The sequence below is a fragment of the Mycobacterium sp. 134 genome, assembly GCF_048282715.1.
GTDB classification, from domain to species: domain Bacteria; phylum Actinomycetota; class Actinomycetes; order Mycobacteriales; family Mycobacteriaceae; genus Mycobacterium; species Mycobacterium septicum.
The window spans coordinates 25,676-49,176 of sequence record NZ_JBLVUN010000001.1 but is presented as its reverse complement, the minus strand read 5'-3'; the positions used below and the strand labels follow the sequence as shown (position 1 = coordinate 49,176).

At 63.3% G+C, this 23,501-nt stretch carries 19 protein-coding genes; all 19 read left to right on the top strand.

Annotation, left to right across the window (positions count from 1 at the left end; translation table 11 throughout):
- The first annotated feature begins 10 nt into the window (after positions 1 to 10).
- The 19 genes from eccB (at position 11) to dnaB (ending at position 23,409) form a co-directional block, all read left to right on the top strand.
- Positions 11 to 1,609 carry a type VII secretion protein EccB gene (gene eccB, locus ACNQVK_RS00225; RefSeq protein WP_418028089.1) on the top strand — a complete coding sequence of 533 codons (1,599 nt, stop codon included), beginning with the start codon at positions 11 to 13 and terminating at the stop codon, positions 1,607 to 1,609.
- On the top strand, positions 1,609 to 5,781 hold the full coding sequence (eccCa, locus tag ACNQVK_RS00220) for a type VII secretion protein EccCa (protein WP_418028088.1): 4,173 nt from the start codon (positions 1,609 to 1,611) through the stop codon (positions 5,779 to 5,781). Before eccB ends, eccCa begins: the two co-directional genes overlap by 1 nt.
- Positions 5,782 to 5,915: 134 nt before the next feature.
- A complete protein-coding gene (locus tag ACNQVK_RS00215) occupies positions 5,916 to 6,215 on the top strand; it encodes a hypothetical protein (protein ID WP_418028087.1) in 300 nt (99 codons plus the stop codon).
- Between the two features lie 42 nt (positions 6,216 to 6,257).
- Positions 6,258 to 7,607, top strand: coding sequence for a PPE family protein (locus ACNQVK_RS00210; protein WP_418028086.1), 1,350 nt, complete (start codon positions 6,258 to 6,260; stop codon positions 7,605 to 7,607).
- Between the two features lie 105 nt (positions 7,608 to 7,712).
- Positions 7,713 to 8,045: a hypothetical protein gene (locus ACNQVK_RS00205; RefSeq protein ID WP_418028085.1), complete on the top strand. Its 333-nt coding sequence runs from the start codon at positions 7,713 to 7,715 to the stop codon at positions 8,043 to 8,045.
- A gap of 82 nt (positions 8,046 to 8,127) precedes the next feature.
- Complete coding sequence (locus ACNQVK_RS00200; protein ID WP_418028084.1) at positions 8,128 to 8,412, top strand: WXG100 family type VII secretion target; 285 nt, start codon at positions 8,128 to 8,130, stop codon at positions 8,410 to 8,412.
- A gap of 192 nt (positions 8,413 to 8,604) precedes the next feature.
- Positions 8,605 to 9,435, top strand: coding sequence for an ESX secretion-associated protein EspG (locus ACNQVK_RS00195; RefSeq protein WP_418028083.1), 831 nt, complete (start codon positions 8,605 to 8,607; stop codon positions 9,433 to 9,435).
- A gap of 696 nt (positions 9,436 to 10,131) precedes the next feature.
- Positions 10,132 to 11,322, top strand: a complete 1,191-nt coding sequence (locus ACNQVK_RS00190) for a hypothetical protein (RefSeq protein ID WP_418028082.1) — start codon at positions 10,132 to 10,134, stop codon at positions 11,320 to 11,322.
- A 20-nt stretch (positions 11,323 to 11,342) separates the two neighbouring features.
- Positions 11,343 to 12,914, top strand: coding sequence for a type VII secretion integral membrane protein EccD (gene eccD, locus ACNQVK_RS00185; protein WP_418028081.1), 1,572 nt, complete (start codon positions 11,343 to 11,345; stop codon positions 12,912 to 12,914).
- Between the two features lie 11 nt (positions 12,915 to 12,925).
- Positions 12,926 to 14,350, top strand: a complete 1,425-nt coding sequence (gene mycP, locus ACNQVK_RS00180) for a type VII secretion-associated serine protease mycosin (protein WP_418028080.1) — start codon at positions 12,926 to 12,928, stop codon at positions 14,348 to 14,350.
- Entirely contained in the window at positions 14,347 to 16,305 is a 1,959-nt protein-coding gene (gene eccE / locus ACNQVK_RS00175; protein WP_418028079.1) for a type VII secretion protein EccE, read from the top strand. Before mycP ends, eccE begins: the two co-directional genes overlap by 4 nt.
- Before the next feature lie 263 nt (positions 16,306 to 16,568).
- Positions 16,569 to 17,567: a ParA family protein gene (locus ACNQVK_RS00170; protein ID WP_418028078.1), complete on the top strand. Its 999-nt coding sequence runs from the start codon at positions 16,569 to 16,571 to the stop codon at positions 17,565 to 17,567.
- Between the two features lie 109 nt (positions 17,568 to 17,676).
- Entirely contained in the window at positions 17,677 to 17,991 is a 315-nt protein-coding gene (locus ACNQVK_RS00165; protein WP_418028077.1) for a hypothetical protein, read from the top strand.
- A gap of 60 nt (positions 17,992 to 18,051) precedes the next feature.
- Positions 18,052 to 18,462 (top strand): hypothetical protein, encoded by a 411-nt coding sequence (locus tag ACNQVK_RS00160; RefSeq protein ID WP_418028076.1) that lies wholly within the window; start codon positions 18,052 to 18,054, stop codon positions 18,460 to 18,462.
- 416 nt (positions 18,463 to 18,878) lie between these two features.
- Entirely contained in the window at positions 18,879 to 19,712 is an 834-nt protein-coding gene (locus ACNQVK_RS00155; RefSeq protein ID WP_418028075.1) for a hypothetical protein, read from the top strand.
- A gap of 245 nt (positions 19,713 to 19,957) precedes the next feature.
- Positions 19,958 to 20,266 carry a WhiB family transcriptional regulator gene (locus ACNQVK_RS00150; protein ID WP_418028074.1) on the top strand — a complete coding sequence of 103 codons (309 nt, stop codon included), beginning with the start codon at positions 19,958 to 19,960 and terminating at the stop codon, positions 20,264 to 20,266.
- Positions 20,263 to 20,994 (top strand): hypothetical protein, encoded by a 732-nt coding sequence (locus ACNQVK_RS00145; RefSeq protein ID WP_418028073.1) that lies wholly within the window; start codon positions 20,263 to 20,265, stop codon positions 20,992 to 20,994. The genes ACNQVK_RS00150 and ACNQVK_RS00145 overlap by 4 nt, the downstream gene beginning before the upstream one ends.
- Positions 20,995 to 21,328: 334 nt before the next feature.
- The gene (locus tag ACNQVK_RS00140) at positions 21,329 to 21,607 is read left to right on the top strand and encodes a transcriptional repressor (protein ID WP_418028072.1); all 279 of its coding nucleotides are present in this window, start codon (positions 21,329 to 21,331) and stop codon (positions 21,605 to 21,607) included.
- A gap of 83 nt (positions 21,608 to 21,690) precedes the next feature.
- Positions 21,691 to 23,409, top strand: coding sequence for a replicative DNA helicase (gene dnaB, locus ACNQVK_RS00135; protein WP_418028443.1), 1,719 nt, complete (start codon positions 21,691 to 21,693; stop codon positions 23,407 to 23,409).
- Positions 23,410 to 23,501: the final 92 nt, after the last annotated feature.

Genomic DNA, 23,501 nt, shown 5'->3' with positions numbered 1-23,501 from the left:
GGGCACAGTGATGGCAGAACTCGACGGTCCGGAACGGCGCCGCGGGCGCCGCGGCTTCCGGCTGACCTCGAAGTACCAGATCAGCGGAATTCGGTTCCTGCTCAGGAGATTGCAGCACGCCCTGGTGCGCTCGGACACCAGAATGATCGACGACCCGCAGCGGGCGCAGTCGTCGCCATTAATAGCGGGCATCGTCGCGGCAGTTATCGGGTTGGGGGGCACCGCGGTGTGGTCACTGTTGAGTCCCGCCGGCGTCGTCGACAACGCCCGCATCGTGGTCGACCGCGACACCAACCAGATGTATGTGCGGATCGCCAACCGCCTCGACCCGGTCACAGGCGGACTGACCTCAGCGAGATTGATCCTGGGGAGCCCTGAGAAACCGGTCAAAGTCAGCCCTGCCGAGATCCGGAAGTTTCCGCACGGATCGCTGGTTGGCATCCAAGGTGCGCCCGACGTTGTCGACAACGCCGACCCATCGTCGATCTGGACGGTCTGTGACACGACGTTGACCGGTGCGGCAGTTCCACTGGATCCCGTGTCGGGATTGCCGACGACCGCGATGGCTCCAGTGAAGACCACGGCGATCGGCGGTCCGCTGGCGCCCAGCGACGAGGTGAATGAACTATCAGGACAGCAGGCACGCGTCGTCGGTTATGACAGTCGTACGTGGCTGATCTATGCCCGACCCGACGGTGTCGTGGTGCGATCCACTGTCGATCTCAACAATGCGGTGGTAGCAGATGCCCTGGGGCTCAACGCCAAAGACCTCGTCCTGCCGATCTCGGCTGGCCTGTTCAATGCGATCCCCGCTGAACCACCGTTGGAGGCACCAGCGATCGCCGAGGTCGGGGCGCGCCCGGAGTACGCGCTGGATCGTCCGCTGACAGTCGGCACCATCGTCAAGGTCCAGGAACTGTCCGGCAGCACCTCGTATTACGTGGCGCTGGGCGACGGAGTGCAGCAGGTGAGTGTGACCGCTGCAACCATGATCCGTGCAGCTAACCGGCAGGTCGGGACTGAGCCGGTGGAGGTGGGGCCCGACGAGCTTGCGGCGCTGCCCAAGTCGACTCAACTGGCGATCGGGTATTACCCAGCTGCGCCGGTTGAGCTGGTGTCACCGGATCACGAACCTGTCACATGCTGGTCGTGGTCGCGTACCGGTAGCGAGCCGACCGCCCAGACTCAGGTGTTGGTCGGACGGACGTTGCCGTTGACGCGCGAGCAGAGTGCTGGTCTCAACGCTCTGGTGCCCGCGCCTTCGTCGAAGGGGATGACCGCAGATCAGGTGTACTTGCCCTCGGATCTGGGCCGGTTCGTTCAGATAACGGGTGCGGCGGTGGATTCGAAGAACCGTGAGAGTTTTTTCTGGATCGCTGATAACGGGATGCGGTACGGCTTGGACACCACCGATCCCAAGTCCGGCGATGCGACGTTGTCGTCGCTGGGTCTGCATAACGCGGTTCCGGCGCCGTGGGTTGTGGTGTCGCTGTTTGCACCTGGACCGACGCTGTCGCAGAACGATGCCCGCATCCGGCACGGCGGCGTGCTCGGCGATCGGGTCGTTGGACGTATTTCCGATGAAGAAATGAAGGAAAGGGCGCACTGATGCGCGTGAGTTTCCAACGGCTGCTGGTAGATCCAGACGAGACGCCGCGAATTGCCGCCAGTGACATCGAAGTGCCGGCGCCCAAAGAGATCGAGCCCAGCGAGCCGATGCCGAAATGGCGCACGATCGGTCTGCCCATCCTGATCCTGGTTGCTCTGGTCGGCGTCGTCGCGTTGATGATCCGCTCGGGCCGCGGGTTCAGCCCGTACATGTTGATCTTCCCGGTCATGATGCTGATGGGAGTCGGCGGCATGGCATTTGGGCAGAAAGGCAACGGGGGAACGTCGCGGGCGCAGCTACTGGAGGACCGCAAGGCATCCACGCGCGCTTTGGGGATGATTCGCGAGAAGATCTTCGACAACGGCCTGAGCATGCACCGCGGACTGCAGCACGCCTACCCGGATCCCCAGATGCTGACCTCCCGCGTCAGATCGAAGCTGATGTGGAATGTGACCCCTGTGTCGGCCAACAACGACGGTTACACCGCTCTGCGATACGGGCTCGGCGATGTGGAAATGAGAGCCAGGCTCATTGCCCCTGAAGCGCCCGATGGCGAATTCCTGGATCCGGTGGGCTGGTTTGGGACGGTGCGCCTGCTCAAACATCACTCGACGATGTCGAACATGCCGGTGGTCGTGACCGCCTCTCGGTTCCCGGTGATCGGCTTTAGCGGGGATCGAGAGGTCGCGCTGGGAATGGTGCGTTCCATGCTGGTGCAGGCTGCGGTCTCCCATGGGCCAGACAACTTGTCGATCGTCGTACTCACAGATGAGCACGACAGCCGCGAGTGGGGGCACTGGATGAAGTGGCTGCCCCACACCCGGCACCCCTACGAACTCGACCGGCTCGGCAACGCCCGGATGATCTATACGGATTGGTCGACGCTGGAGGAAAGCCTCAAGGGGAATCCCGAGGATCCGGATGATCCACGGAAGGTCATCGACTTCGACCTGAACTTCAATCCCGATCCCGAATACGGCACTGACGACTATCGGCACACGCTGGTAGTGGTGGACTCCAAGGCCCACTCCAAGTTGGTCGACTCCGTGATCTCGCCGCGCGCTGCGGTGACCTGGTTGCTGATCGATCCGCCCGAGGATGCCCTGACAGCCAACGAGGGAATCGTCTTCCGGTGCGATGCCGATCGCACAGTGTGGCTCAGCGAAGCGGAGCGGCCGCTGGCCAAACCGGTGAAAGTGGCCAAGGTAGACCAGGTGTCTCTGCTGGATGCGCTGACGATCTCCAGGCTGCTAGCCCGTTCGGAGGTAGCCACGCTGGCCGACATGAGCCTGGGTGCGAAGACTACTGAGCGGGGCCGAGATTGGCAGGCGCTGACCAAGATTCGTGACCCTGGTGCGTTCGCGCCGCTGGAAGCTTGGTCGGTGATCAACCGTTACGGTGACAAGCGCAGGTTGCGCATCCCGATTGCATTTTTGGTGCCCAGTGGAGACCGATTCGAACTGGATCTCAAGCAGGTCGCCGAAGGCGGCATGGGGCCGCACGGAATGCTCATCGGAGCGACCGGCTCGGGTAAGTCGGAATTCCTGCGCAACCTCGTGATCAACGGCTGCGCCACCCATTCACCCGACCTGCTGAACTGGCTGCTGGTCGACTTCAAAGGCGGCTCCACCTTCACCGGCATGGAGAAGGCGCCGCACGTGACCGCGGTCATCACCAACATGGAGGATGAGGCGCACCTCGTCGCCCGCTTCCGCGACATGCTCAACGGCGAGATGGACCGCCGCCAGCGAGTCTTGCGTCGGGCCAAAGAAGATTACAACGCCGACGTCAAAGATCAGGCTGAGTACGAAAAGCTGCGTGAAGGCGGGGCAGATCTGCCGCCCATGCCGACGTTGATTGTCGTGATCGACGAGTGGTCGGAGCTGCTGCAAGTGCACCCCGAGTTCGGCGAAGACTTCGTGCGCCTGTGCCGGCTCGGGCGATCACTGGGCGTGCAAATCCTGTTCGCCTCACAGCGTGTGGACACCTCAGGGCGTACCGACAAGCTCGATGCCAACATCAGCTACCGGATTGGGTTGAAGACATTCACCGCCGGTGAATCCCGGATGCTGCTGCAGTCGGACGCAGCATACAAACTGCCACCGCAGCCCGGCCACGGTGTCATGAGCGTCATGGGTGGAGATCTCATCCACTTCTACTCGGGCTACACCGGTGCTCCGTACTTCCCGCCGGCGACCGTAGACAAGCCGGGCGACACTGAGGTGAGCCAGGAGGGGGTGCAGGCTGACCCGGCCGACAGTGTGCCGGTGCGGCCGTTCACCGCCGCGCCGCAGCCGCTGTCAACGTCCGACGTCGTCGAATTCGTTGCGCCCGAGCGGACCGCGGAGGAGATCCGACAAGCCTCCAGCGTCTACACCACGATGGTGGAGAGGGTGGCGAGCGCCGAAGTTCCGCCGGCCTACCGTATGTGGCTGCCTCCGCTGGAAGTGGTGACCCTCGATACGGTCGATCCGCGGCTGCGGCAGTGGAAGGTGCCGACCAACAACAAGATCGCTACCCTGCGTGTTCCGATCGGCCTGTTCGATGAGCCGCTGAAACATGCTCAGCCGCAATGGATGTTCGATGCCGAGAAGCACACGCTCATCTACGGTGGCCCGCAGACCGGCAAGTCCACCACCGTCAAGACGATCGCCATGGCTTTGGCTGCGGCCAACACGCCCGAGCAGATCCAGATGTACATCATCGACTATGCAGGCGGTGGACTAAACCTCCTGGACCACCTGCCACATGTGGGCGCGGTGGTGTCGAAGTCGGATCCTGACGGCATCAACCGGATCCTGACTCAGATGGCGGCGTTCAAAGCGGCCCGAGAGAAGCTGTTCCTAGAGAACCGGCTGACCATCGAGCAGTATCGCCAGGCGCGGACCGATCCGGCGTCGCCCTATCTCGCCCAAGACCCCTACGGCGATGTTTTCGTGATCGTTGACGGCTGGGACGCTGCCGTGGCGCAGGGGCAGGTGCTGCAGTACCGGGGTGGCGGCGAGGTGGAGGCGCTGATGGTCGGCGCGGCCAACTACGGGCTGCACTTCATCTTCACGACGACTCGCACATCGGAAATGCGTGGCATCACCCCGAACGTGCAGACCACAATTGAGCTGCACACCACCGAAATGTCGCAAGTCAAGGCGTCGCTTGCCAAGGAGCGGCGCGCCGATCCCGGTCATGCGATCACGACCGCCTCGCAGCTGCAGGGGCTGGTGGCCCTGCCGCGGATCGATTCGGTTGCCGACCCGATGTCGATCCCCGACGGCCTCAACGCCATGGTCGGCGATGTGGCCGCGGCGTTCGCGCAGCGCGGCGCGGCGCGGCTGAAAACCTTGCCGACGTCCCTACTTCGCGAGGATCTGGCCGCGATGGTCGCAGACGCGGACTATTCGGCTGCCGCCGATCCGCGCCGGCAGTTCCGGCTGGCGCTGGGCGTCCGGGAAGACACCCTCGGGGTTGCCTACGCCGAGATGTATCGAGAGCCGCACCTGCTCATCATGGGAGACGGACAGACCGGCAAGAGCGAGCTGATCGGCACGGTCTGCGACAGCATCACCCGCCGATTCGAGACCAAGCAGGACGCCGTGATCGTGCTGATCGACCCGCGGCGCCGGCACCTGGGCGCTGTGGACGGCAAGAATCTGTTCGCCCATATTCATCGACAGGAGGACATCCAGCCCACCATGGAGCGGCTGTATCTGGAGTTCGACCTCAAGCAGCGCGAGGTCCCCCCGGACATCGACGCCGCGACCAGAGCGGAGCGGTCCTGGTGGAGCGGCCCGGAGATCTTCATCGTCGTCGATGACTATCACCGCGTGGCCAATCCACGTGACATGGCCAAACCGTCGCCGATGTTCCCGATGCTGCCGTGGTTGGAAAACCAGTCGCTGGCACGAGGATTCCACTTCATCCTGGCGCGCAGCTCCGCGGAGCTGTACGTCGCCGAAAACCGCGATCCGCTGATCAAGCGACTGCTAGAGGAGAAGGCTCCCACGGTGATGCTGTCGGCTGATAAGACCGCCGGTGCCATCGGTGAGACGAAGTTTGAACGGTTCGCCTACCCGGGGCGGGCCCGCTACGTCGAAACGGCAGTGGGCCGCTCGAACCGTATCCAGGTCGCATGGTCGGGTCATCAGGACACGTCGGGAGCGGACTTTGACGACTAACCGCGCCACGCCGACGAAGAAGTCCGCGACACGAGACGGTTGCGCATACGCTCCATCCACGGCAAGATTTACCATCAGAGGGAAGTTCTCGGTTCGTGAGCCAATCTGTTCGTGCAGGAAAAGGGGATAGCTGAGTGATTACCCAGGTGCAGACGCCGGCCCTGTATGCGGGCGTCATCGATGTAGTCAGTAACGCGTCCACCACAGCGGGCGTCGTAGCTGGCGGTGCGCCCATGATGGGCGCGACCCTGCCGGCCGGTACGGACGAGGCGTCGGTACTGGCGTCGAGCAATACCAGCCTGCACGCGGCGAACTTCGTGGGCGTCGCGGCAACCGCTGCGATGTTGCTCGGGGTGCAGTACGGCGGCCAGCTCGGGTCGTGTGCGTTCAACTACGACCTGGTCGACGGCGCCAACGCGATGAGCCTGGTCTAGCGGGAGCTGCAATGCGAAACGAACCGGGGGAGGTGAACACGGATGGTGTTTGCGCCACCTGAGGTGATCACCGGACGGCTGATGTCGGGCGCAGGGGCTGCTCCGATGACAGCGGCAGCCGGCTCGTTCACGGCCGCCGCTGCGGCTTACGAAGCGGCCGCGGATCGGCTGCTTGCACATTTGATGACGCTGCAAGGGGCCTGGCAGTCGCCCACCATGGAGACGCTGGCGGCAGCAGTCGCCCGATTCATCGGCTGGCTGCGTGTTACCCAGGTGCAGCTGACGACAGCAGCGGCCAGGACCGCAGACCAAGCGCTGGCGTTCACTACCGCCTACGCCACCATGGCGCAGATGCCTGAGATCATCGACAACCGCGTCACTACCGGAGTTCTGCATGCCACGAACTTCCTTGGGATGAACACGATCCCGATCGGAGTGCGCGAAGGTCAGTACCTGGCGATGACCCTGCAAGATGTCATGGTTCAAGAGACTTATCTCGCAACGTCGATTGCCAACACCACGTTCGAGCCGTTCGTGACGCCAACGCCGATCGCCGTCGCTCCGCCGGTTGTTCCCCCACTCATCGACCAAGCAACCATGGGGGCGGCCCGGGCTGGGGACACTCTGATGCTGGCCGCCGCGAAACTCGAGTCGAGCGCCCACATGCTGCAGCAAGCCCTAGGTCAAGGTGTCGCATTGGGTGTGATGTCGGGGATCAATGCGCGGACCGGCGCAGAGCAAGCCGACGCACGTGACGCGCTCGATCGATATCGGGACGGCCAGTCGCAGCAGGACACGGCAAATCAGATGGGTAATCAGCTGATTCAGCAGATCCCGCAGCAGATCGCTCAGGGGGCGTCGCAGGCTGGACAGATTCCCCAGCAGTTACAGCAGGTGACCCAGCCCCTGCAGCAAGGCATGCAGCAGATGACTCAGCAATTCAGTTCACAGATGAGCAATCTGATGAACCAGGTCAAGCCGGAACTGCGCCTCGACAACCCCGGGTTTTTCGATACCCAGCCGTCCTCGCCGACGTTGGACCGGCTGGCCGGCGGCATGGGGATGCCTGCACTGACTGCGGCGCTGCGGGTGCCCTCCTTCAGCGGCTTGTCCTCGGCATCAACGGGATTTCGCTTCCCCAGTGGATGGGATGACGTGGTTCCTGCGGCGCCGCCGGCGTCCACGCCGGGAAGCCCGGTCGCTGGCGGTCGGCCGATGGGGATGGGCCCACTAAACGCGCTACGTCGTCGTGGTGAGGACGACGAGGAAAAGGTGAAACGGCCGACCCCCGAACTCATTCCAGTGTGGGGAGCTGCACCGGAGGAGCAGGACACCGTTTCACCCGGTCAACTGGTCGGCGAACTGCAGGACACTAATGCGCGCACGATCTAACACACAGACTTGCACCCAACGCTATTCGGGGTGCGGCACGTCACGACGGCGTGAGAACCGAAGGAATGGCAGCAACCACCTGAGATCAGATGACAGGAGATGCTGATGACAGCAGGTACGCCGTTCTCGATGGACACGGCAAACCACATTGCCCAGACCCAAGGGTTCCACTCCCTCGTGGATGAGACCCGGGGTAACAACCAGCGGATGCAGGCCGCGGCGGACACGTTCCAGACCGTCAACCAGGGCCAGATGGCCCAGGCGGCCAACGTGGCACTGGCCGACGTGCACGCCACCGCGATGCAGAACAACCAGGTTCTCGACGGGATCACCCAAGGCCTGCAGAGCAGCTACTCGATTCAGGACAACACCGAGGCCGACAACGCCTCCAGCGTGGCCCACGCCGTGTCGAGCCTCGGCACCGGTATTTACACCTAACCGCCGCTCGACGCGAAAGTGGTGTTAGTGCACCACAATCCGCGTGGAGGGAATCAACACTCGTCAAGATAAGGACGGAAAAATGACCGACGTTCTTTACAACTACGCAGGCATTGAGGGCTGCATCAGCGAGATGACGCAGGTCCACCAGACTGCGACTGCGCTGAAGATGACCGGGATTGCTCACAAGCAGTCGCTTGCCGGCACCTGGAATGGCTCCTCGCACATGTCGTTCGAGGATGCGTTCAACAAGTACATCGCCGTCAACGAGAAGGTCGAGGAGGCCTCCGGCCGTGTCATCGCGGCGTTGTCCAACGGCACCCAGAGCATGCAGGGTGCAGAACAGGCCATGAGCGCCACGTTCTGACGCCACGGCGGGTTGCGCGCCCCGAGCTCAAGCAGAGGACAATCCTCTGCAATGGGTTCGGGGCGCGCTTCATTGTGCCCACTTCGGAATCATGTTGAAAGCCAGGCGTCAAAACAGTATTAGTGAAGCCGCGCAAGCGATCTGACGCTATCTCCAGCAGTAGCATCACTTTTCATGGCACGGAGAACCGACATGCTGGCCACCGCCGACCTCAGTGTCGACGGGGCACTGTTCCTGAAGCGCTTCTTGGGTATTGAGGCATTCCCCGGCGCGCTGGCGCTGCTGAACAACGTTGCCTACCGCCACGATCAAGCCGTCGTTGACGACCAGACCGTGCCGATCCTGGTGCAGAGCGGACTTCTGAACATCGACGGCACTGTCGAGCCGTCACTGCTGAAATGGCTGCGGGTCCTGGAGCGGCCCGATGTGCATATCGCGGTGCGCTCCCTGGACGGTGGGCGGATGCGTCGGGCCGTTCTGGCCCGCCGCGACAAAGAACATGTGCTGGCGGGCCGGCGCAACGAGGCTGTGAATATCCAAGGCATTTGGTCTCAGGGGCAATCGTTCGACAACACGGTCAGTGCCCCGGTGTGGTCGTCGCTGCGCGTGAACAAAGAAGTTCTCGCGCCGCCGGCAGCCGACATGGACACGGTGACCTTGACTCTGGATGAGGTCGAACAGCTCAAGCAGCTGCCGCCGGGGAAGAACTTGCCCTGGCTACGTGATCACGGCATTGACCCAGATTCGGCACGAGTCCTCAACGAGGTGTCGACCTACTCGGGGCAGCGCGCTGAAATCACTGCGCTGCAAGACAAAGGGATCACCACCTTTGAAACACCAGTGGGGGTTGTGGTGGCTGACACGAGTTTTGGCCGAGTCGTATCAGGAGTGCGTCGGCACGGGAAGCGAACTCATATCACGTTTGGTCCTGGCACGTATGCACGGTTTCGGGTTGCGATGGCAGATCTGATCGACCTCACTCCGTCAAAAGACTGGTTCACCGCGCGGCCGTGGGAGAAGTGATGCAGGTTGGGAACGATTCGCGATTTTTCATGATGTCGCGCAATCGTTTTGGCCGAAAAATGTGCATTAGGCTGCGGTATATGCGCGAGCTGGGCCGCGCGGGGTAGTCGAAGCGCAATTGGCTTGGTGGGGGAAACACATTGGCTCGACACAAGATTTGAAGATCCCTGGAAAGAGGTAAGGGCAATGTCTGAGGAATTGGACACGAACAATGGCCGGCACCGGTCCGAAGGCAGCGAGGTAGATTCGACGCTGAGTTCGGCCCTGACCAAGCCCGAGGATGTGCGCGACATCGCCGCGCCGACTTCCCCGAGCGAGGCTGATGGCGGGCGGTCAGCCGCAGTGGCGGAGCCAGTCGGTGAGCCCGCCGCGGTGCCGCTTCCGGGCCCGCCACAGGGCGCTGTCGCGTCTCTCGCCTCGACCGCTCCCACGGCGACAGGGCCAGGGCAGCCAGGAAAGGAACGGTCGCGCAAATCGGGCGAATGGCGTCCGGGAGTGGATCTGGCCGATTCGGGGCAGAAACGACCGGGTGCGAGAGCGGCGGGGGAGCAGCAACGCGGGCGCTCATCCACTCCGATGCAGCAGTTCGAACAGCAACCGGCCAACCAGGCGCAACCGCTTCAAGGATGGGGACCACAGAGTCAGAGTCCCCCTCAGGCGGCATGGCCCGCTCCGGCGCCGGCGGAGTCAGCTTGGGTGCCGCAGGGGCAGTGGGGGGCGCAGCCAGGGTTTGACGCCGGCCCCACCTCCGCGCCGCGCCGCGCCTCCATTCATGATCAGTCCAGACAGCATGATCCTGCGCTTCGGACAGGCGATGAGGTGACCCGGCAGTTCCACGTGGACAAGAACCTGGCGGGCCCGGTTACGAGTCCACGCGGCGACCAGGTGTATCCGGTCGATCAGTATGCGCGGGCATCTGCGCCGGCTGAGGCAGCGGCGACCGGTGTGCGTCACGAATTGATCAGTGCGGCAACGGAAGATGCATCGTTGCGGGCGGCGAAGGAGGGATGGCGCGGTGCGCTCAATGCGCTGGGCCTGTCGCTGAGCCCGGGGCGCAAGGAGAAGGCCCACCGGGATCTGATCCGTCGCATTCGGGCGGCCAAGCCGGAGATGTACTCGGTCGCGGTCTTGACGCTGAAGGGTGGTGCAGGCAAGACCACTGTCACCTCGGTCCTGGGGCAGGTATTCGCCGCGAATCGGGCTGATGGTGTGGTGGCGATCGACGCGGACCCGGCTTCGGGGGACCTTCCCCTGCGGACAGCTTTCCATCCAGAGAGCCTCTCGCTAGTTGATTTGGTGGGCGCCGAAGACTCCAGCCTCCGACAGCGTGACCAGGTGCTGCGGTTCATGTCGACTACCGATACGGATCTGAGCGTCTTGGCCAGCGGTTGGCGGCCGGACAGGGCTGAGACTTTGGTGCCGGCTGACATCACGGATGTGCACGAAATCGCCAAGCACTACTTCAGCTTGTTGCTGTGGGACAGCGACGTAAATCTGCATTCCCCATTGGTGCGGGAGATTTTGGACAAGTCCAACGCGCTGGTGCTGTTGGTGCAGGCCTCACAGCCGGGAGCGCTGGCCGCAGGGCATGCCATCGACTGGCTTCGGTTCAACGGTCATGAAGGCCTCCTCGCGCGCACTGTGTTGGTTGTCAACCAGACCACTGCCAACACTCAGGTCGATATGAAGCATCTGTTGACGGTGTTCCAGAAGCAGCAGATCAAGATTCACTCCGTCCCCTATGACAAGCATCTCGACGAGGGGCTGGCGATCGATCTGGCCAAGCTCGGCAAGAAGACGTTGAAGGCCTTCGAGGAACTCGCCGGCGTCGTCGCCGATGATTTCCTGCAGCCGCAGCCACCGGCCCCGGTCGCGGCTGGGCGCTGAAACACTAAGGGAGACAAATCATGTCTGTTGTACTGTCGGCGTATTCGCCGCTGGGTCCTGATGGGGGCGCGCCCGAGCAAGGCGGGGCGGCACCGCCGGTTCGGGCGGTGCCGGAGCAGATCTGGCTCAACGTCGATGTCGGCAACTTCTGGGTGGATGCTTCGGTGTGCGCGCACCGGCCATTGTCGGTGGTCATGGAGGAGCTGGTGCCGTTTCTGGTGTCGACTCTGAAGGAGGAAGGACTAGCGGTCGAGTTTGACAACCACGCAGTGTATTCGCTGGCGTTCGAAGGTGGCATGCCGTTTCCTCGGACAATGTCGCTGGCCGATGCTGGGGTTGTCGACGGCAATCGGCTGATCCTGAGGGAGGTCCACTCCAACGAGGTGTTCAAGCCGATCATCGAAGATCCCGCCGATGCGCTGGCCGAGTTCAATGCGGCGAAGTTTGCGGCCTTCACGAGGGTGACGGCGCGAGTGCTGGGATTAGCTGCGCTGGTGACCGGTGCTGGTGCAGTTGCAGGCCTGCTTCTGGCGGGATGGTGGTCCACCCCCAGTTTGGTGTGGTGGTTTCCGCCTGCGGCGGCGCTGATGGTGGTGTGCCTGATGGGCACAGTGGTCGCTCAACGTCGCAAGGCCACCCAGATCTCCTACGCGCTGGGACTGGCTGCGCTGCCACTGGCCATGGTGGCCGGCTGGGTGGCCGTGCCGGCGTATGACGGTGTGGCCGGCAATTGGACCCCAGCCAACGTGCTGGCCGGAGTCGCGACGGTGGCTGCGGCATCGCTGGTCACAGTGTGGTTGACCGGAGTGGGCCGGACGTTGCACACCGTGGTGATCACCTTGAGTCTGGCCGCTGTCGCCGCGGCCGCCGTGCTGACGTTCACAGGCTTTGATGGGCGCCAGGTCGCGGCGGGAGCACTCCTGGTGGGCGCGATCTTGGCGGCCTTTGGCCAGGCGTACGCGCTGATCTTGGCGCGGGTCCGGCCGCCGAGCCTGCCCCCGCCGGGGGAAGGACTTGACCGCAGAGAGCTTGAGGAAGCGGCACTGACGGTGGTGGTCAGCGATGACCCGAGTGGGGTGCGACTGGTGGAGCTCGATTCGAGCGAGGACACCTCGCTGGAGCGACGATCGCGGGATTCGAAGAAGTTACTGACCGGCCTTTTCGTGGCGGCGGCGGTCATCGTGACGACCGCGGCGATTGCGGTAGTCCAGCCCAGAACTCACTACTACTACTGGGAGATCGCGCTGGCGGTCGTGACCGCCCTGGTGTTGGCATTGAAGGCTCGTTCACTCAATGACCGGGTTCATGCTGTGGTGTTCTTCCTGGGCGCCTACATCGTCGCTGCAGGGGTGGCGTTCACTGTCGTGACCGGAACCGCAAACCCGGTGGTGCAGTTGAGCGTTGCCGGTGGATCGGTTTTGGTGGTCATCTTGGCGACGCTGGGAGGGCTCCGTTTGCCCGGAGCCAAGATTTCCGAGCTCACTCAGCGGCGGATTGAGAACTTGGAGTTCCTGCTGATCATGAGCAGTCCAGTGTTGATGGTGTACGTCAGCGGCGCATTCGCCGCTATGCGGAATCTGATCGGGCACTGATGCGAGTCCTCATGATGCTGGCAAGAACCGTCACCGTGCTGGTGACCGTCATCGGTTTGGTAGCAGCGCTGCCCGCAGGCACCGCCTCAGCAGCGACACCTCCAATCGCTGACATCGCCGCCGCGCCGCCAGACGGGCCGCCGTCGGCCGATCCTCCAATGCGCCGCAACGGTGATTGCATTGTCGGCGGTGTTCTGGCCAATTCCGATCTGGCCAAGCCGCCGCCCCCGCAGGTGTCGCTGCAGCTGGCGCAAGCACACAAGTTCTCCAAGGGGGCGGGGGTGATCGTGGCTGTCGTGGACACCGGGGTGCGCCCAGGGCCGCGGCTGCCTGGAATGATCCCCGGCGGCGACTATGTCGAAGCCGGAGACGGCTTCGCCGACTGCGACGGACACGGCACGATCGTGGCCGGAATCATCGGCGCTGCATCGTCTCCCACCGATGGCCTCGTCGGCGTCGCCCCCGACGCGCAGATCTTGGCGATCAGGCAGACATCGAAGGCCTTCGTCCCGGAGTTGGGATCAGCCGACCCCAACGACCCTCAAAACTCCCGCACCGCGGGTGACGTGCGCAGTCTGGCGCGTGCCATCGTGCACGCTGCCAACTTGGGCGCCAAAGTGATCAACGTATCGGTGGTGTCGTGCGTGAAGGTGTCGCGGCCAATCGATCAGGCCATGCTCGGCGGTGCGCTGGCCTATGCGGTCAACGTCAAGGATGCTCTGGTAGTTGCCGCGGCCGGCAATATCGGTGGAACTGGAGCTGGCGCAGGGCAGCAGAACAATTGCCGTAGCAATCCCGATGTAGATCCCGCCAATCCGTCGGACGCGCGGAACTGGAGTGGTGTGCAGGCGATCTCGACGCCGTCGTGGTTCGATGAGCAAGTATTGTCGGTGGGTTTCGTCTCGCCCGACGGGGTGCGGACCGAAAACTCCATGGCAGGGCCGTGGGTCGATGTGGCCGCCCCCGGCTCAGGCATTGTTTCGCTGAGCACCGGTGGTGATGGCCTCATCAACGGTTTGCCTGCCGAAGATGGTGCGGGGCTGGTGCCGCTGGCCGGCACGTCCTTTTCGGCGCCCTACGTTTCTGGCCTCGCCGCGTTGATCCGGTCGCGGTTCCCTGAGTTGTCTGCCAAGCAGGTGGCCGCCCGCATCATCACTACTGCGCATGCCCCGGCCAGGGGAGTCGACAACGTCGTGGGGCGAGGAATGATCGATCCGGTCGCCGCATTGACGTACGAGGTTCCGATCGAGGGGCAGCCGGACGTCACGGTGCAAGCCGCCGAACTGTCGATCCCGGCGCCTCCGCCGCCGCCGGATCGTAAACCGCAGCAGAGCGCAGCTATCGCTGTCGCAACTGTCATGGCTCTGTTGGTCCTGCTGGCGGTGGTCGTCACGGCTACGGGTGTACTTGGTCGTAAGGAGGAGGGGCAGCGATGATCGGACATCGTGGTCGCGTCCAGGCGCACCGGACCGGTTGGCTGCGCATGGGCAAGCCGTCGTCGCTAATCTTTAGCGCCCTGGCCACCGTATTGGTGGCTGTTGGGCTCGGCGGCGGATTACCTTGGTGGGCAGTAAGTCTGCTTGCCGTCGCAGTGTTCGTCACGCTGTTCGTGCCAGTCCGTGGGCGCGTGTTGCTTGTGGAGTGGATCGCAGTGGTGAACTCGTACCTGGGCCGGCGGCGCCGTGGTGGCGACATGGCCGAGAAACTCCCGGCCGCTGAGGACGTCGAGGTGGTCGCCGGCACCGCCGGTGTGCGCTGGGATGGATACACCGTGGTGTCGGCGATCGAGCTCGCCCCGGAAGAATCATTGACGTTCGCCGCAGACGGCGCCGTCAACACCGACAGCGTGCTGCCGCTGAATCTAGTGGTGACGATGATGAAGCAGTACGACCTCGACCTCGACATCGACATTGTGTCGGCCGGGTGTCACGTTCCGGCAGGTTCGGCGTACCGCACTGTCTACTCGGAGGTCGTGGGGCCGAGCTCACTGATCGGGCAGCGGCGCACCTGGCTTGTGCTGCGACTCAACGTCTTTGACAACCTCGACGATGTGATCGCCCGTGGCCCGTCGCGCACTGCGGCGCCCAAGGCTCTGGCGACAGCGACCCTGCGGGTGGTGCAGCGGCTGCACCAGGAGCGGATTCGTGCACACGCTCTTTCGGTCGAGGGGTTGGACGAGCTGTCCGACATTCTGCTCAAACCCATTGGGGCCGAGAACAATAAAGAGCGGTGGGGGACAGTCCAGTCAGGATTGAACTTCATCAGCACATACGTGGGCGACCCTGCTGGTCTGAACGTGCAACAGCTCAACAAGTGGTGGTCCTGGCGTACTGAAGACACCGTGGTCATGCTGCGTTTGACCGGTGCGCGAGCAGAGGATGTCCAGCTTGGCGCATTGGTGCGCTACGTGACCCACGGGAAGGCATATCGGCCGCCGGCCGAGGTGGAACTGTCACTGCCAACTGGGTTGCAGAGGCTGATGCTCAGCTCGCCTGTGCCCGCCGGTGACCGCAGCCTTGAGGTGGCATTGCCGACCGTACGTGTTGCGGAATTGGAGAGTGTGGCCGTGGCGATCGGGCCAGCGGGCCAGCTTCTGGGCCAGGCCGATGACGGCACGGCGGTCGCGGCGGCGCTGTGGGATCAAAGCGGTCAGCCGCAACGTCGCCGCGTCGATGCGCGGGTGGGCGTGGAATACGCCCGTCAGGTGGTGTTGCGGGCAGTGACTCTCGGAGCGGTGATCGGAATCCACACCGAGAACCGGAGTCAGTGGGAAGCACTGATGCGGTCGGTGGGAGACACGTCAAAGCTGTTCTACGCCACAGCCAGTGCCTACGCATGCGATATTGCCGTGTTCGACGGTCGGCCGGTGACCACGGCGCCGGCACGCACAGTGATGAGACTGCTCGGTCCCGACGAGTCGTCGGCGCGGGGCGCTGACCTGACATTGATCCAGGTAGACGACTACACCGTCGAGGTGGCCGTGGGCACGGGCAAGCCACACAGATTGCGCATCGTCCGCAGCCGTGAAGAAGACCGCTACCTCGGGATAAGTGCGCCAGTGCCACCCCCGCGGCGTGCAGTCTCCACCGAGCCTGAACTCAATCGCGCGCACCGGCGCCGGGAACCGGTCCCGCGGCGGAACCCGGAGCGGCCTGGTCCACGTCCGGTCGAAGAGCGTGTCGCCGGCGGCCGGCCGACTAGGCGGCGTGAGGAACTAGCTGGGCCGCAACGTGTTTCGCGGCAGGGATCACCAGCTCCTGCCACTGCTACCGAGGGTCGACAGCCCCGCAAGTTCAATCTTCCGGAGGCTCCCATGATCAACGATGGGGCGCGGTCCTCGTCGAGCGGTGTGCGCAACACCGGCCAAATCTGGGGTGAGTCCGCGCACTGACAACCCCCGGTCAAAACCGTGACGTCGCGGTGGATCGCCCAGGGGAAGTGCCAACTCGGCTGGTCGCAGCGGTACTGCTGGTAGGTGAAACGGGTGGCGATGAAAGATCTCGCCACCCGTTTCACGGCGTGGCGGCTGGATTCGAGGGCCTGAACAGGTTCTGATGAGCGTGTTTGGGCTAGTCGATCAGGTCGGCGAGTGACGCTCGGTGATGTGACCGAGATGTGAACTGGGGCCTCGAATGTTTGTGAAAGGCACCGAGCGTGTCGTCCACACACATTGTGAATGACCCTCTGACCTGCAGTGACAGTATTGCCCCAGGTAATGTCCAGAAGTTTTTGGCCCGGAGTGACTCCTCCCCTGAAATGGGAGGTTATGATTTGCACATGCCAAAGACTCCGAAGCTGGTTCGGGCGCAGGACTCGCCCACCCACGTGATTGCTGTGAGCTTGCGAAAAGGCGGCGTCGGAAAGACCACCACTGCGATCAACCTGGCCTACGAGCTGCGCCAGCTCGACGTGTACGACGTCGAGGAAGGCCAAGTGCGGCCCATCCGGGTGCTGCTGGTGGATCTGGATCCGCAGGCGAACGCAACCTCAGGTCTCGCGGTCCCCATTTCTGTCAATGGTGACGGCACCGCCAGCATGTTCAACGTTCTGCATCCCGATAAGTCGCGGCGGGTGCCGCTCAACGATGTCATCGTTGGAACCGAATTCGGCGTTGACGTCGCGCCGGCGAGCGAGCTGCTCGACGACCTGGACCGCTCACTGGGCCCCGGCGGGCAGATGCGTCTGGCCAGCGAGCTGGACAAGATGCAGGCCTACGACTTCGTGATCATCGACTGCCGACCGACACTCAACGAACTCACGGCCTCGGCGCTATCAGCGGCGACATCGGTGCTGGCCACAGTCGGCAGCGGCCGCGACGAAGTCGAAGCACTGGCTTCCTTGGAGGAAGCAGTAGAGAACGTGGCACTGATCAACAAGGGGATCACGATCACTCACGTGCTGCTGACCAACTTCATCGGTGGGACCAAGACCACCAAGGCCATTCGCAGCCAGCTTCAGGACGAGTGGGGCGACAAATACCTCGGCTATATCTCGCGAACCGTTCGCGTGACCGAAGCCAAAGTCTTCAGCAAGCCGATCAGCGTGTATGACCCTGCGTGCACCGCTGCTGAGGACTACCGCAATGTGGCCCGGAGCATCGCTGACCAGATGCTTGGGACCGCGGAGGAAGGAGTGGACAGCGATGGCGACTAATGAAGGGCTACCGCTGCCCTCGTCGCGGTCTCGTGCAGTCGCACCGGATGCCACCGGGAGGCGCGGGGCGCGCAGCGAAGAGTCTCGGCCCGCGGCGACAAGCCGCAACGTGGCAGCGGTGCGCTTGCCTCAACGCGATGGCGCACGAACCCGGGACCTCGTAGCGGCGGACCCCGCACTGGAATTGCTGCGGGCGAAGAAGACCAAGCGGACCGGAATCAACGTGCACATCCTTGAGGCTGTGAACAATTCCTTCATGCAGTTCGTCAACGAGTTCGAACTGCCGAAGGGGGATACCGTTTCGATGGCGATGCAGGAGTTTCTGGAGCGGCGTGGGGTCACCATTCCCGGAGTGCCGCGGCTGATCGCCGAGCCGGAAGAAGAGACTTACGACGAAGATGACACCGGTGATGCTGCAACTTAGGGACAATACAAAGCGTGGCATAGTAAACAAGCGGGCTGGGGATAGCAGGGACCGAGGTTGGTGACGAAAATGAACCGGGCCGAGAAGGCTTATGAGCTCGCTGATGACGACAACGACAGTGCCGCCAACGTCGTCGACGACGACGCTGATGCCGGCGATGAGGATGCCGCGGTCGAATTGGTCCGCGACGCCCTGCTTGAGGCGCCCGATCCTGGGGCGCAGTACTTTTCGCGGAAGCTGCAAGAACTGGCGTCCACGATGAGTGTGCGGATGCTCGACGGGAGCGGGAAAACTCGCAAGCTCACTCCGTTGAGGCTGCAAAAGTTGCTGAAACAGGAGTTCCCGCAGTTGCCGGTATCACAGACTCAGATCTATCGCTACTACCACGGCCAGGCGGTTCCTCGGGTGGATGTGGTGATCGCGGTTGCCAATCTGTTCGGGGTCTCACCACGCGAGTTTCTGCCCGAGTAGAGCGCTGTATCTGCCCTGCGGGATGCGGAAAATGATGTTACGAAACGACATGTCCGCAGGCGCCTGAACTGGGTCGAGGTGGCTCTACACTAAAACCAGCAGCTCCGGCATGGCCCAAAAGGAGTCTTTGGCAAGGTCCTCCCCGGCGAAATCGGTATCCGTTTGCTGGCTCGTCCAGCAGCGGTTCCCGACATGCCGGAGCTGCACTCTTTTCACGGGACTGTTCCCGCAGTCCCTCACGATAGGCGGGAGCATCCTCAATGCCACCGCGTGAGGCCTACGAATCCCGATCAGCGGTCCGGCTGGGTGTGGCGTTCTGGGGTGCCGCGGACCGCCGCAGTATCAAATCCGGGCCCGAGTGGCTATGGCGCGGCCCGCTGTGGGGGCCTGTGCGTGAGAGCGACTTGCCTGTGGCCGTGGCAGACAAGATCCTCCGTCGCCGGCACGCGATGCCGCGCGAGGCCGTCGTTTCCGGCTGGAGTCCCCGATCGCTGCGCCTGCCGCGCTGGATCAGTGCGCGCACCGCGGTGCGGCTCACCCTATTGGGCATGACGCTCATGGTCGTTGCAGTCATCTGTCTCTACTCTCGCGATGACCGGCTCGGGCTCGGTGTCGTGGCGGGGTGGCTCGCCGCTGCAACGCTGATCGCATCCGTGCCGATATGGGCGGGGCTGGCCTGGATACATCAAGATCCACTGCGACTGACCCGCACTGATAGCAGTGCCCTGCAAGCCTCGTACCGCATGCTCGACTGGAACCCTCTGGCAGGAGAAGGGAAACCCACCGCCGGCGGCGCCTACGCACTGGAAGGCATCGAGGCGTGCAACGAACTGCGCGATCACCCTGGGTGGGCTCTGCCGGGCCTGGCGGTGCTACGCAGCAGGTTCGACCCCGATGAAGAGATTTTCCAGATCGCACGGGCAGCAATGCGGATGGATCAGCTCGCCGAATATGTCGGACGCAATGCGATGCCGCCCAATGATATTGGCGCAACCACGGAGATTGCAGCCCGTGAACGAAGCCTGTTGGAGGACGCTTTGTTCACCCGGTTGGTGGCGCTCAGATCGTGCGTGAACACCTTGGGTCGGCTACAGGCGCATGCGGACTCGGCTGCCGGCGAGGAGCTTCCACCGGGATTCGGGGCTGTTGTCGAAAACGAGCTTGCATCTGAAGACCTGAACAATCTCAATGGCGATCTGGTGGCGATGGTGTCGGCCTATGCTGCCGTGGACCGTCGGTCCTCCAGCTGAGGCCGAGTCGCCCGCCTGACCTGACTGATCGGGGGGCTGTGCCGTCGTCCCTGCGTAGGCCAGTCATTGTCGTATGCATACGGTGGATCCGGCGCCCGCGGCGAGAAAAAACTTACCTCTGATGAAAAGTTCCCTGTACGCGCCTCGCGAATAGCGCTGGTAGGCGTCCTATCGTTGGCCGTGTAGTGCAAATCGTAACTATGCGATATCGGCGGAAACGCGGTTCGATCTGGAGGTGCTCTCAAATGGGTGGACACGAGGATCTTGAAGCGGCCTGCCACGGCGAGGACCCCAACGAGTTCTTTCCGAAGAAAGGTCGATCGGCGGCCAACGCCAAGCGAATCTGCAGAAGGTGCCCAGTGCGAGTGGGATGCCTGGATGCGGCCATAGGAAGCGGACAGCGCTACGGGGTATGGGGCGGTTTCACCGACCCCGATCGCGCCCGTATCGCCAAGGAAATCAGAGATCTCGACGCATCCGCACGCGCGAGCTATCTGCGCGAGCTGTGCGAGAACGACGTCGCTGACGCAGCAGGACGAGGGACGGCGGGATGACTACACACGAAGGCGGCCAGAACCGTTGCGGGCCGGCCGGACCGGATAAGCCGGACCTGTCAGAGGCCATCGCGGAGGCATTCGGTCTCGCTGTCGCTTTGATCGACGCTGGTTGGCAGCTAAGAACATTCGGGTACCGGGTCGATTCGGCGACTGGCACCGTGCATGCCGAGACACCGTCAGGGCGAGTAGTGACCGTCAGCTGCACCACCGATGGCACCACATGGGCACAGCAGGTACCGGAAGACAGTGACACAGTCGGATTGGCACGCCAGATCGCTGAACTGGGCGCACGGGATCAACTGTCCGGCGGTGACAACCTCGATCATCTACGACTCATCGTCCAGCATCGCGCCGGCCGGCGCCCGCGCCTGCCCCGGTCGGCGTGGTGGCGCAACGACGAACTCCCGACTCTTCCGGCCGACGAGCAGCCGCGACAGACCGCCCGCGCCGCCGCATGGCTCATCGCCTACTTGTCAGTCGAATGCGAGTGGACCATAGGGCATTTCGGTGAGGACGTGGCCGCCGGCGGCTATATTGCAGCCACCCCGGACGGCACGCTGGCAGTCTATCCGCGCCCCACACGAGCCCACCGCATGCGCGATGACGGCACTCCGGCCACCATGCTTGCGCTGATGATCGCCCGGCTCAATGCCTCCGAGCTGATGCTGCTGCAGCATTTGGACTATCGCCTGCTCTACGCGGCAGGACGCGGGGCGGCATCGTGAACGCCCTGATCGCCCCCGCTGCGTGGGTTCCCGATTACGTCCACGGGTCAATGCGGCACTGGAGAGCGCCCGTGTCGGAGTTCCGGCCGAATGCCCCCTACTCAGGATCTGAAGTCATCCACTGTGTGAGTTGGTGGCAGCACTTCGTCGACGCATGCGGCCGCACGCCACGGGCGAGGTGCGGGGTGAAGCTCTGCCAACGGCAATCCTCGTCGTTGTATGCCGATGGAGCGCCGTTGTGCCCAGCCTGTGCCGCGGTGACTCACCCTCCATCGGACCAGGTCGCCCTCTTCAACGGGCGCGGCCACCACTACCAGTCTTGCCGAGCTGGCCAATGAGTCAGCGCGGGAACGTGGGTCAACGCGAGAGCCGCAGGGCCAAGGCAGCATCGCTGCGAGCTGAACTGTTGGAGATTCTGGCCGGGTCGATGGATCCCATGACCACCACCGAACTGCGTGAGCGCCTGGACAGCGCTCACGGGGAACGCGTCAACGAAGACGTCTACCGCAATCTGAAGGTGCTTGAGGGGCGCGGCCAGGTCAGCCGCACGCGCCTATCAGGCCGCCATGTGCAGTGGCGGGTTGGTTCGGCAACTGAGGAAGTGCAACCGTGAGCACTGCAGAGTCCCTGGACGGGTCCGCGGTGAGGGACAGCTCGCCGCCGAGCGAAGATCTCGGGCGCCAGCCCCCGCAGGACATGGCGGCCGAGCAGGCGGTGTTGGGTGGCATGTTGCTGTCTAAAGATGCCATCGCCGACGTTCTGGAGCGGCTGCAGCCCGGGGACTTCTATCGCCCGGCGAACCAGACTGTCTTCGACGCGATCCTGGACATCTACGGGCGCGGGGAGCCTGCTGACGCTGTCACCGTGGCCGCCGAGCTTGATAGGCGCGGGCTGTTGCGCCGCATCGGCGGAGCCCCCTACCTGCACACCTTGATCTCCACTGTGCCGACTGCAGCCAACGCCGGGTTCTACGCGGGGATCGTGGCCGAGAAGGCGTTGTTGCGCCGCTTGGTGGAGGCGGGGACCCGAGTGGTCCAGTACGGCTACGCCGGCGCCGACGGCGCGGAGGTGGCCGACGTGGTCGACCGGGCGCAGGCCGAGATCTACGACGTCACTCAGCGACGAGCTTCGGAGGATTTCGTCCCGCTCGAAGACCTCCTGCAACCGACCATGGATGAACTCGACCTGCTTGCTTCCCAAGGCGGAGTGGCTCGCGGCGTGCCGACCGGCTTCATTGAACTCGACAACGTCACGAACGGGCTGCATCCGGGGCAGATGATCATCATCGCCGCCCGCCCCGGCGTCGGTAAGGCGCTCGCGTTGGACACGCCTCTACCAACCCCGCGCGGCTGGACCACCATGGGCGACGTCGCAGTCGGAGATGACCTGCTCGACGCTGACGGTGAACCAACACGCGTGGTGGCCGCGACAGAGGTGATGCTTGATCGTCCTTGCTACGACGTCGAATTCTCCGATGGGACAGCGATTGTCGCCGATGCGCAACATCAGTGGCCGACCAACGAAGGCATCCTCACTACCGCGCAACTGCGCGGCGGGTGGCACACGATCAGTGTGGTGTCAGTTGCCGGCATGAGCGAGTTGGTGCTGAGACCAGTGGTGAAGATCGACTCGGTGCGTCCTCGGGATACCGTGCCGGTCCGGTGTGTCGAGGTGGACAATCCAGCGCACCTCTACCTGGCCGGCGCTGGCATGATCCCGACGCACAATTCGACGCTGGGCCTGGACTTCATGCGGTCCTGCTCCATCAAGCACCAGATGGCCAGCGTCATCTTCTCGCTGGAGATGAGCAAGTCCGAGATCGTCATGCGACTGCTCTCGGCGGAGGCCAGGATCAAACTGGCCGACATGCGCTCGGGTCGGATGAGCGACGAGGACTGGACCAAGTTGGCCCGGCGGATGAGCGAGATCAGCGCGGCTCCACTGTTCATCGACGATTCGCCGAACCTGACCATGATGGAAATACGCGCCAAAGCGCGGCGGTTGGCACAGAAAACGGACCTTCGGCTTATCGTCGTCGACTACTTGCAGTTGATGAGTTCGGGTAAAAAATACGAATCACGCCAACAGGAAGTGTCCGACTTCTCGCGAAGCCTAAAGCTGATGGCAAAAGAATTGGACGTGCCAGTGGTTGCGATCAGCCAGCTTAACCGAGGCCCAGAACAACGCACCGACAAGAGGCCGCAAGTGTCTGACCTGCGCGAATCTGGAAGCCTGGAGCAGGATAGTGATATGGTTATGCTGCTGCATCGGCCGGATGCATTCGACCGGGACGACCCACGCGGCGGCGAAGCGGACATCATTCTCGGGAAACATAGAAATGGTCCGACAGCCTCAATCACGGTGGCGCACCAATTGCATTTGTCCCGATTTACAAATATGGCGAGAGATCATTAATGATGTGTAGGTTCTCACGGAACGTGGCGGAATCTCACGAGTGATGGCGGAGCGATGGCGGATCCGCCAGGTTCGTGAGACACGCGGGTTGG

What these genes read in the sequence shown, in the direction of transcription:
- eccB (WP_418028089.1), top strand. Translation starts at nt 11, where the DNA reads ATGGCAGAACTCGACGGTCCGGAACGGCGCCGCGGGCGCCGCGGCTTC.
- eccCa (WP_418028088.1), top strand. Translation starts at nt 1,609, where the DNA reads ATGCGCGTGAGTTTCCAACGGCTGCTGGTAGATCCAGACGAGACGCCG.
- ACNQVK_RS00210 (WP_418028086.1), top strand. Translation starts at nt 6,258, where the DNA reads ATGGTGTTTGCGCCACCTGAGGTGATCACCGGACGGCTGATGTCGGGC.
- ACNQVK_RS00205 (WP_418028085.1), top strand. Translation starts at nt 7,713, where the DNA reads ATGACAGCAGGTACGCCGTTCTCGATGGACACGGCAAACCACATTGCC.
- ACNQVK_RS00200 (WP_418028084.1), top strand. Translation starts at nt 8,128, where the DNA reads ATGACCGACGTTCTTTACAACTACGCAGGCATTGAGGGCTGCATCAGC.
- ACNQVK_RS00195 (WP_418028083.1), top strand. Translation starts at nt 8,605, where the DNA reads ATGCTGGCCACCGCCGACCTCAGTGTCGACGGGGCACTGTTCCTGAAG.
- eccD (WP_418028081.1), top strand. Translation starts at nt 11,343, where the DNA reads ATGTCTGTTGTACTGTCGGCGTATTCGCCGCTGGGTCCTGATGGGGGC.
- mycP (WP_418028080.1), top strand. Translation starts at nt 12,926, where the DNA reads ATGATGCTGGCAAGAACCGTCACCGTGCTGGTGACCGTCATCGGTTTG.
- eccE (WP_418028079.1), top strand. Translation starts at nt 14,347, where the DNA reads ATGATCGGACATCGTGGTCGCGTCCAGGCGCACCGGACCGGTTGGCTG.
- ACNQVK_RS00150 (WP_418028074.1), top strand. Translation starts at nt 19,958, where the DNA reads ATGGGTGGACACGAGGATCTTGAAGCGGCCTGCCACGGCGAGGACCCC.
- ACNQVK_RS00145 (WP_418028073.1), top strand. Translation starts at nt 20,263, where the DNA reads ATGACTACACACGAAGGCGGCCAGAACCGTTGCGGGCCGGCCGGACCG.
- ACNQVK_RS00140 (WP_418028072.1), top strand. Translation starts at nt 21,329, where the DNA reads ATGAGTCAGCGCGGGAACGTGGGTCAACGCGAGAGCCGCAGGGCCAAG.
- dnaB (WP_418028443.1), top strand. Translation starts at nt 21,691, where the DNA reads ATGGCGGCCGAGCAGGCGGTGTTGGGTGGCATGTTGCTGTCTAAAGAT.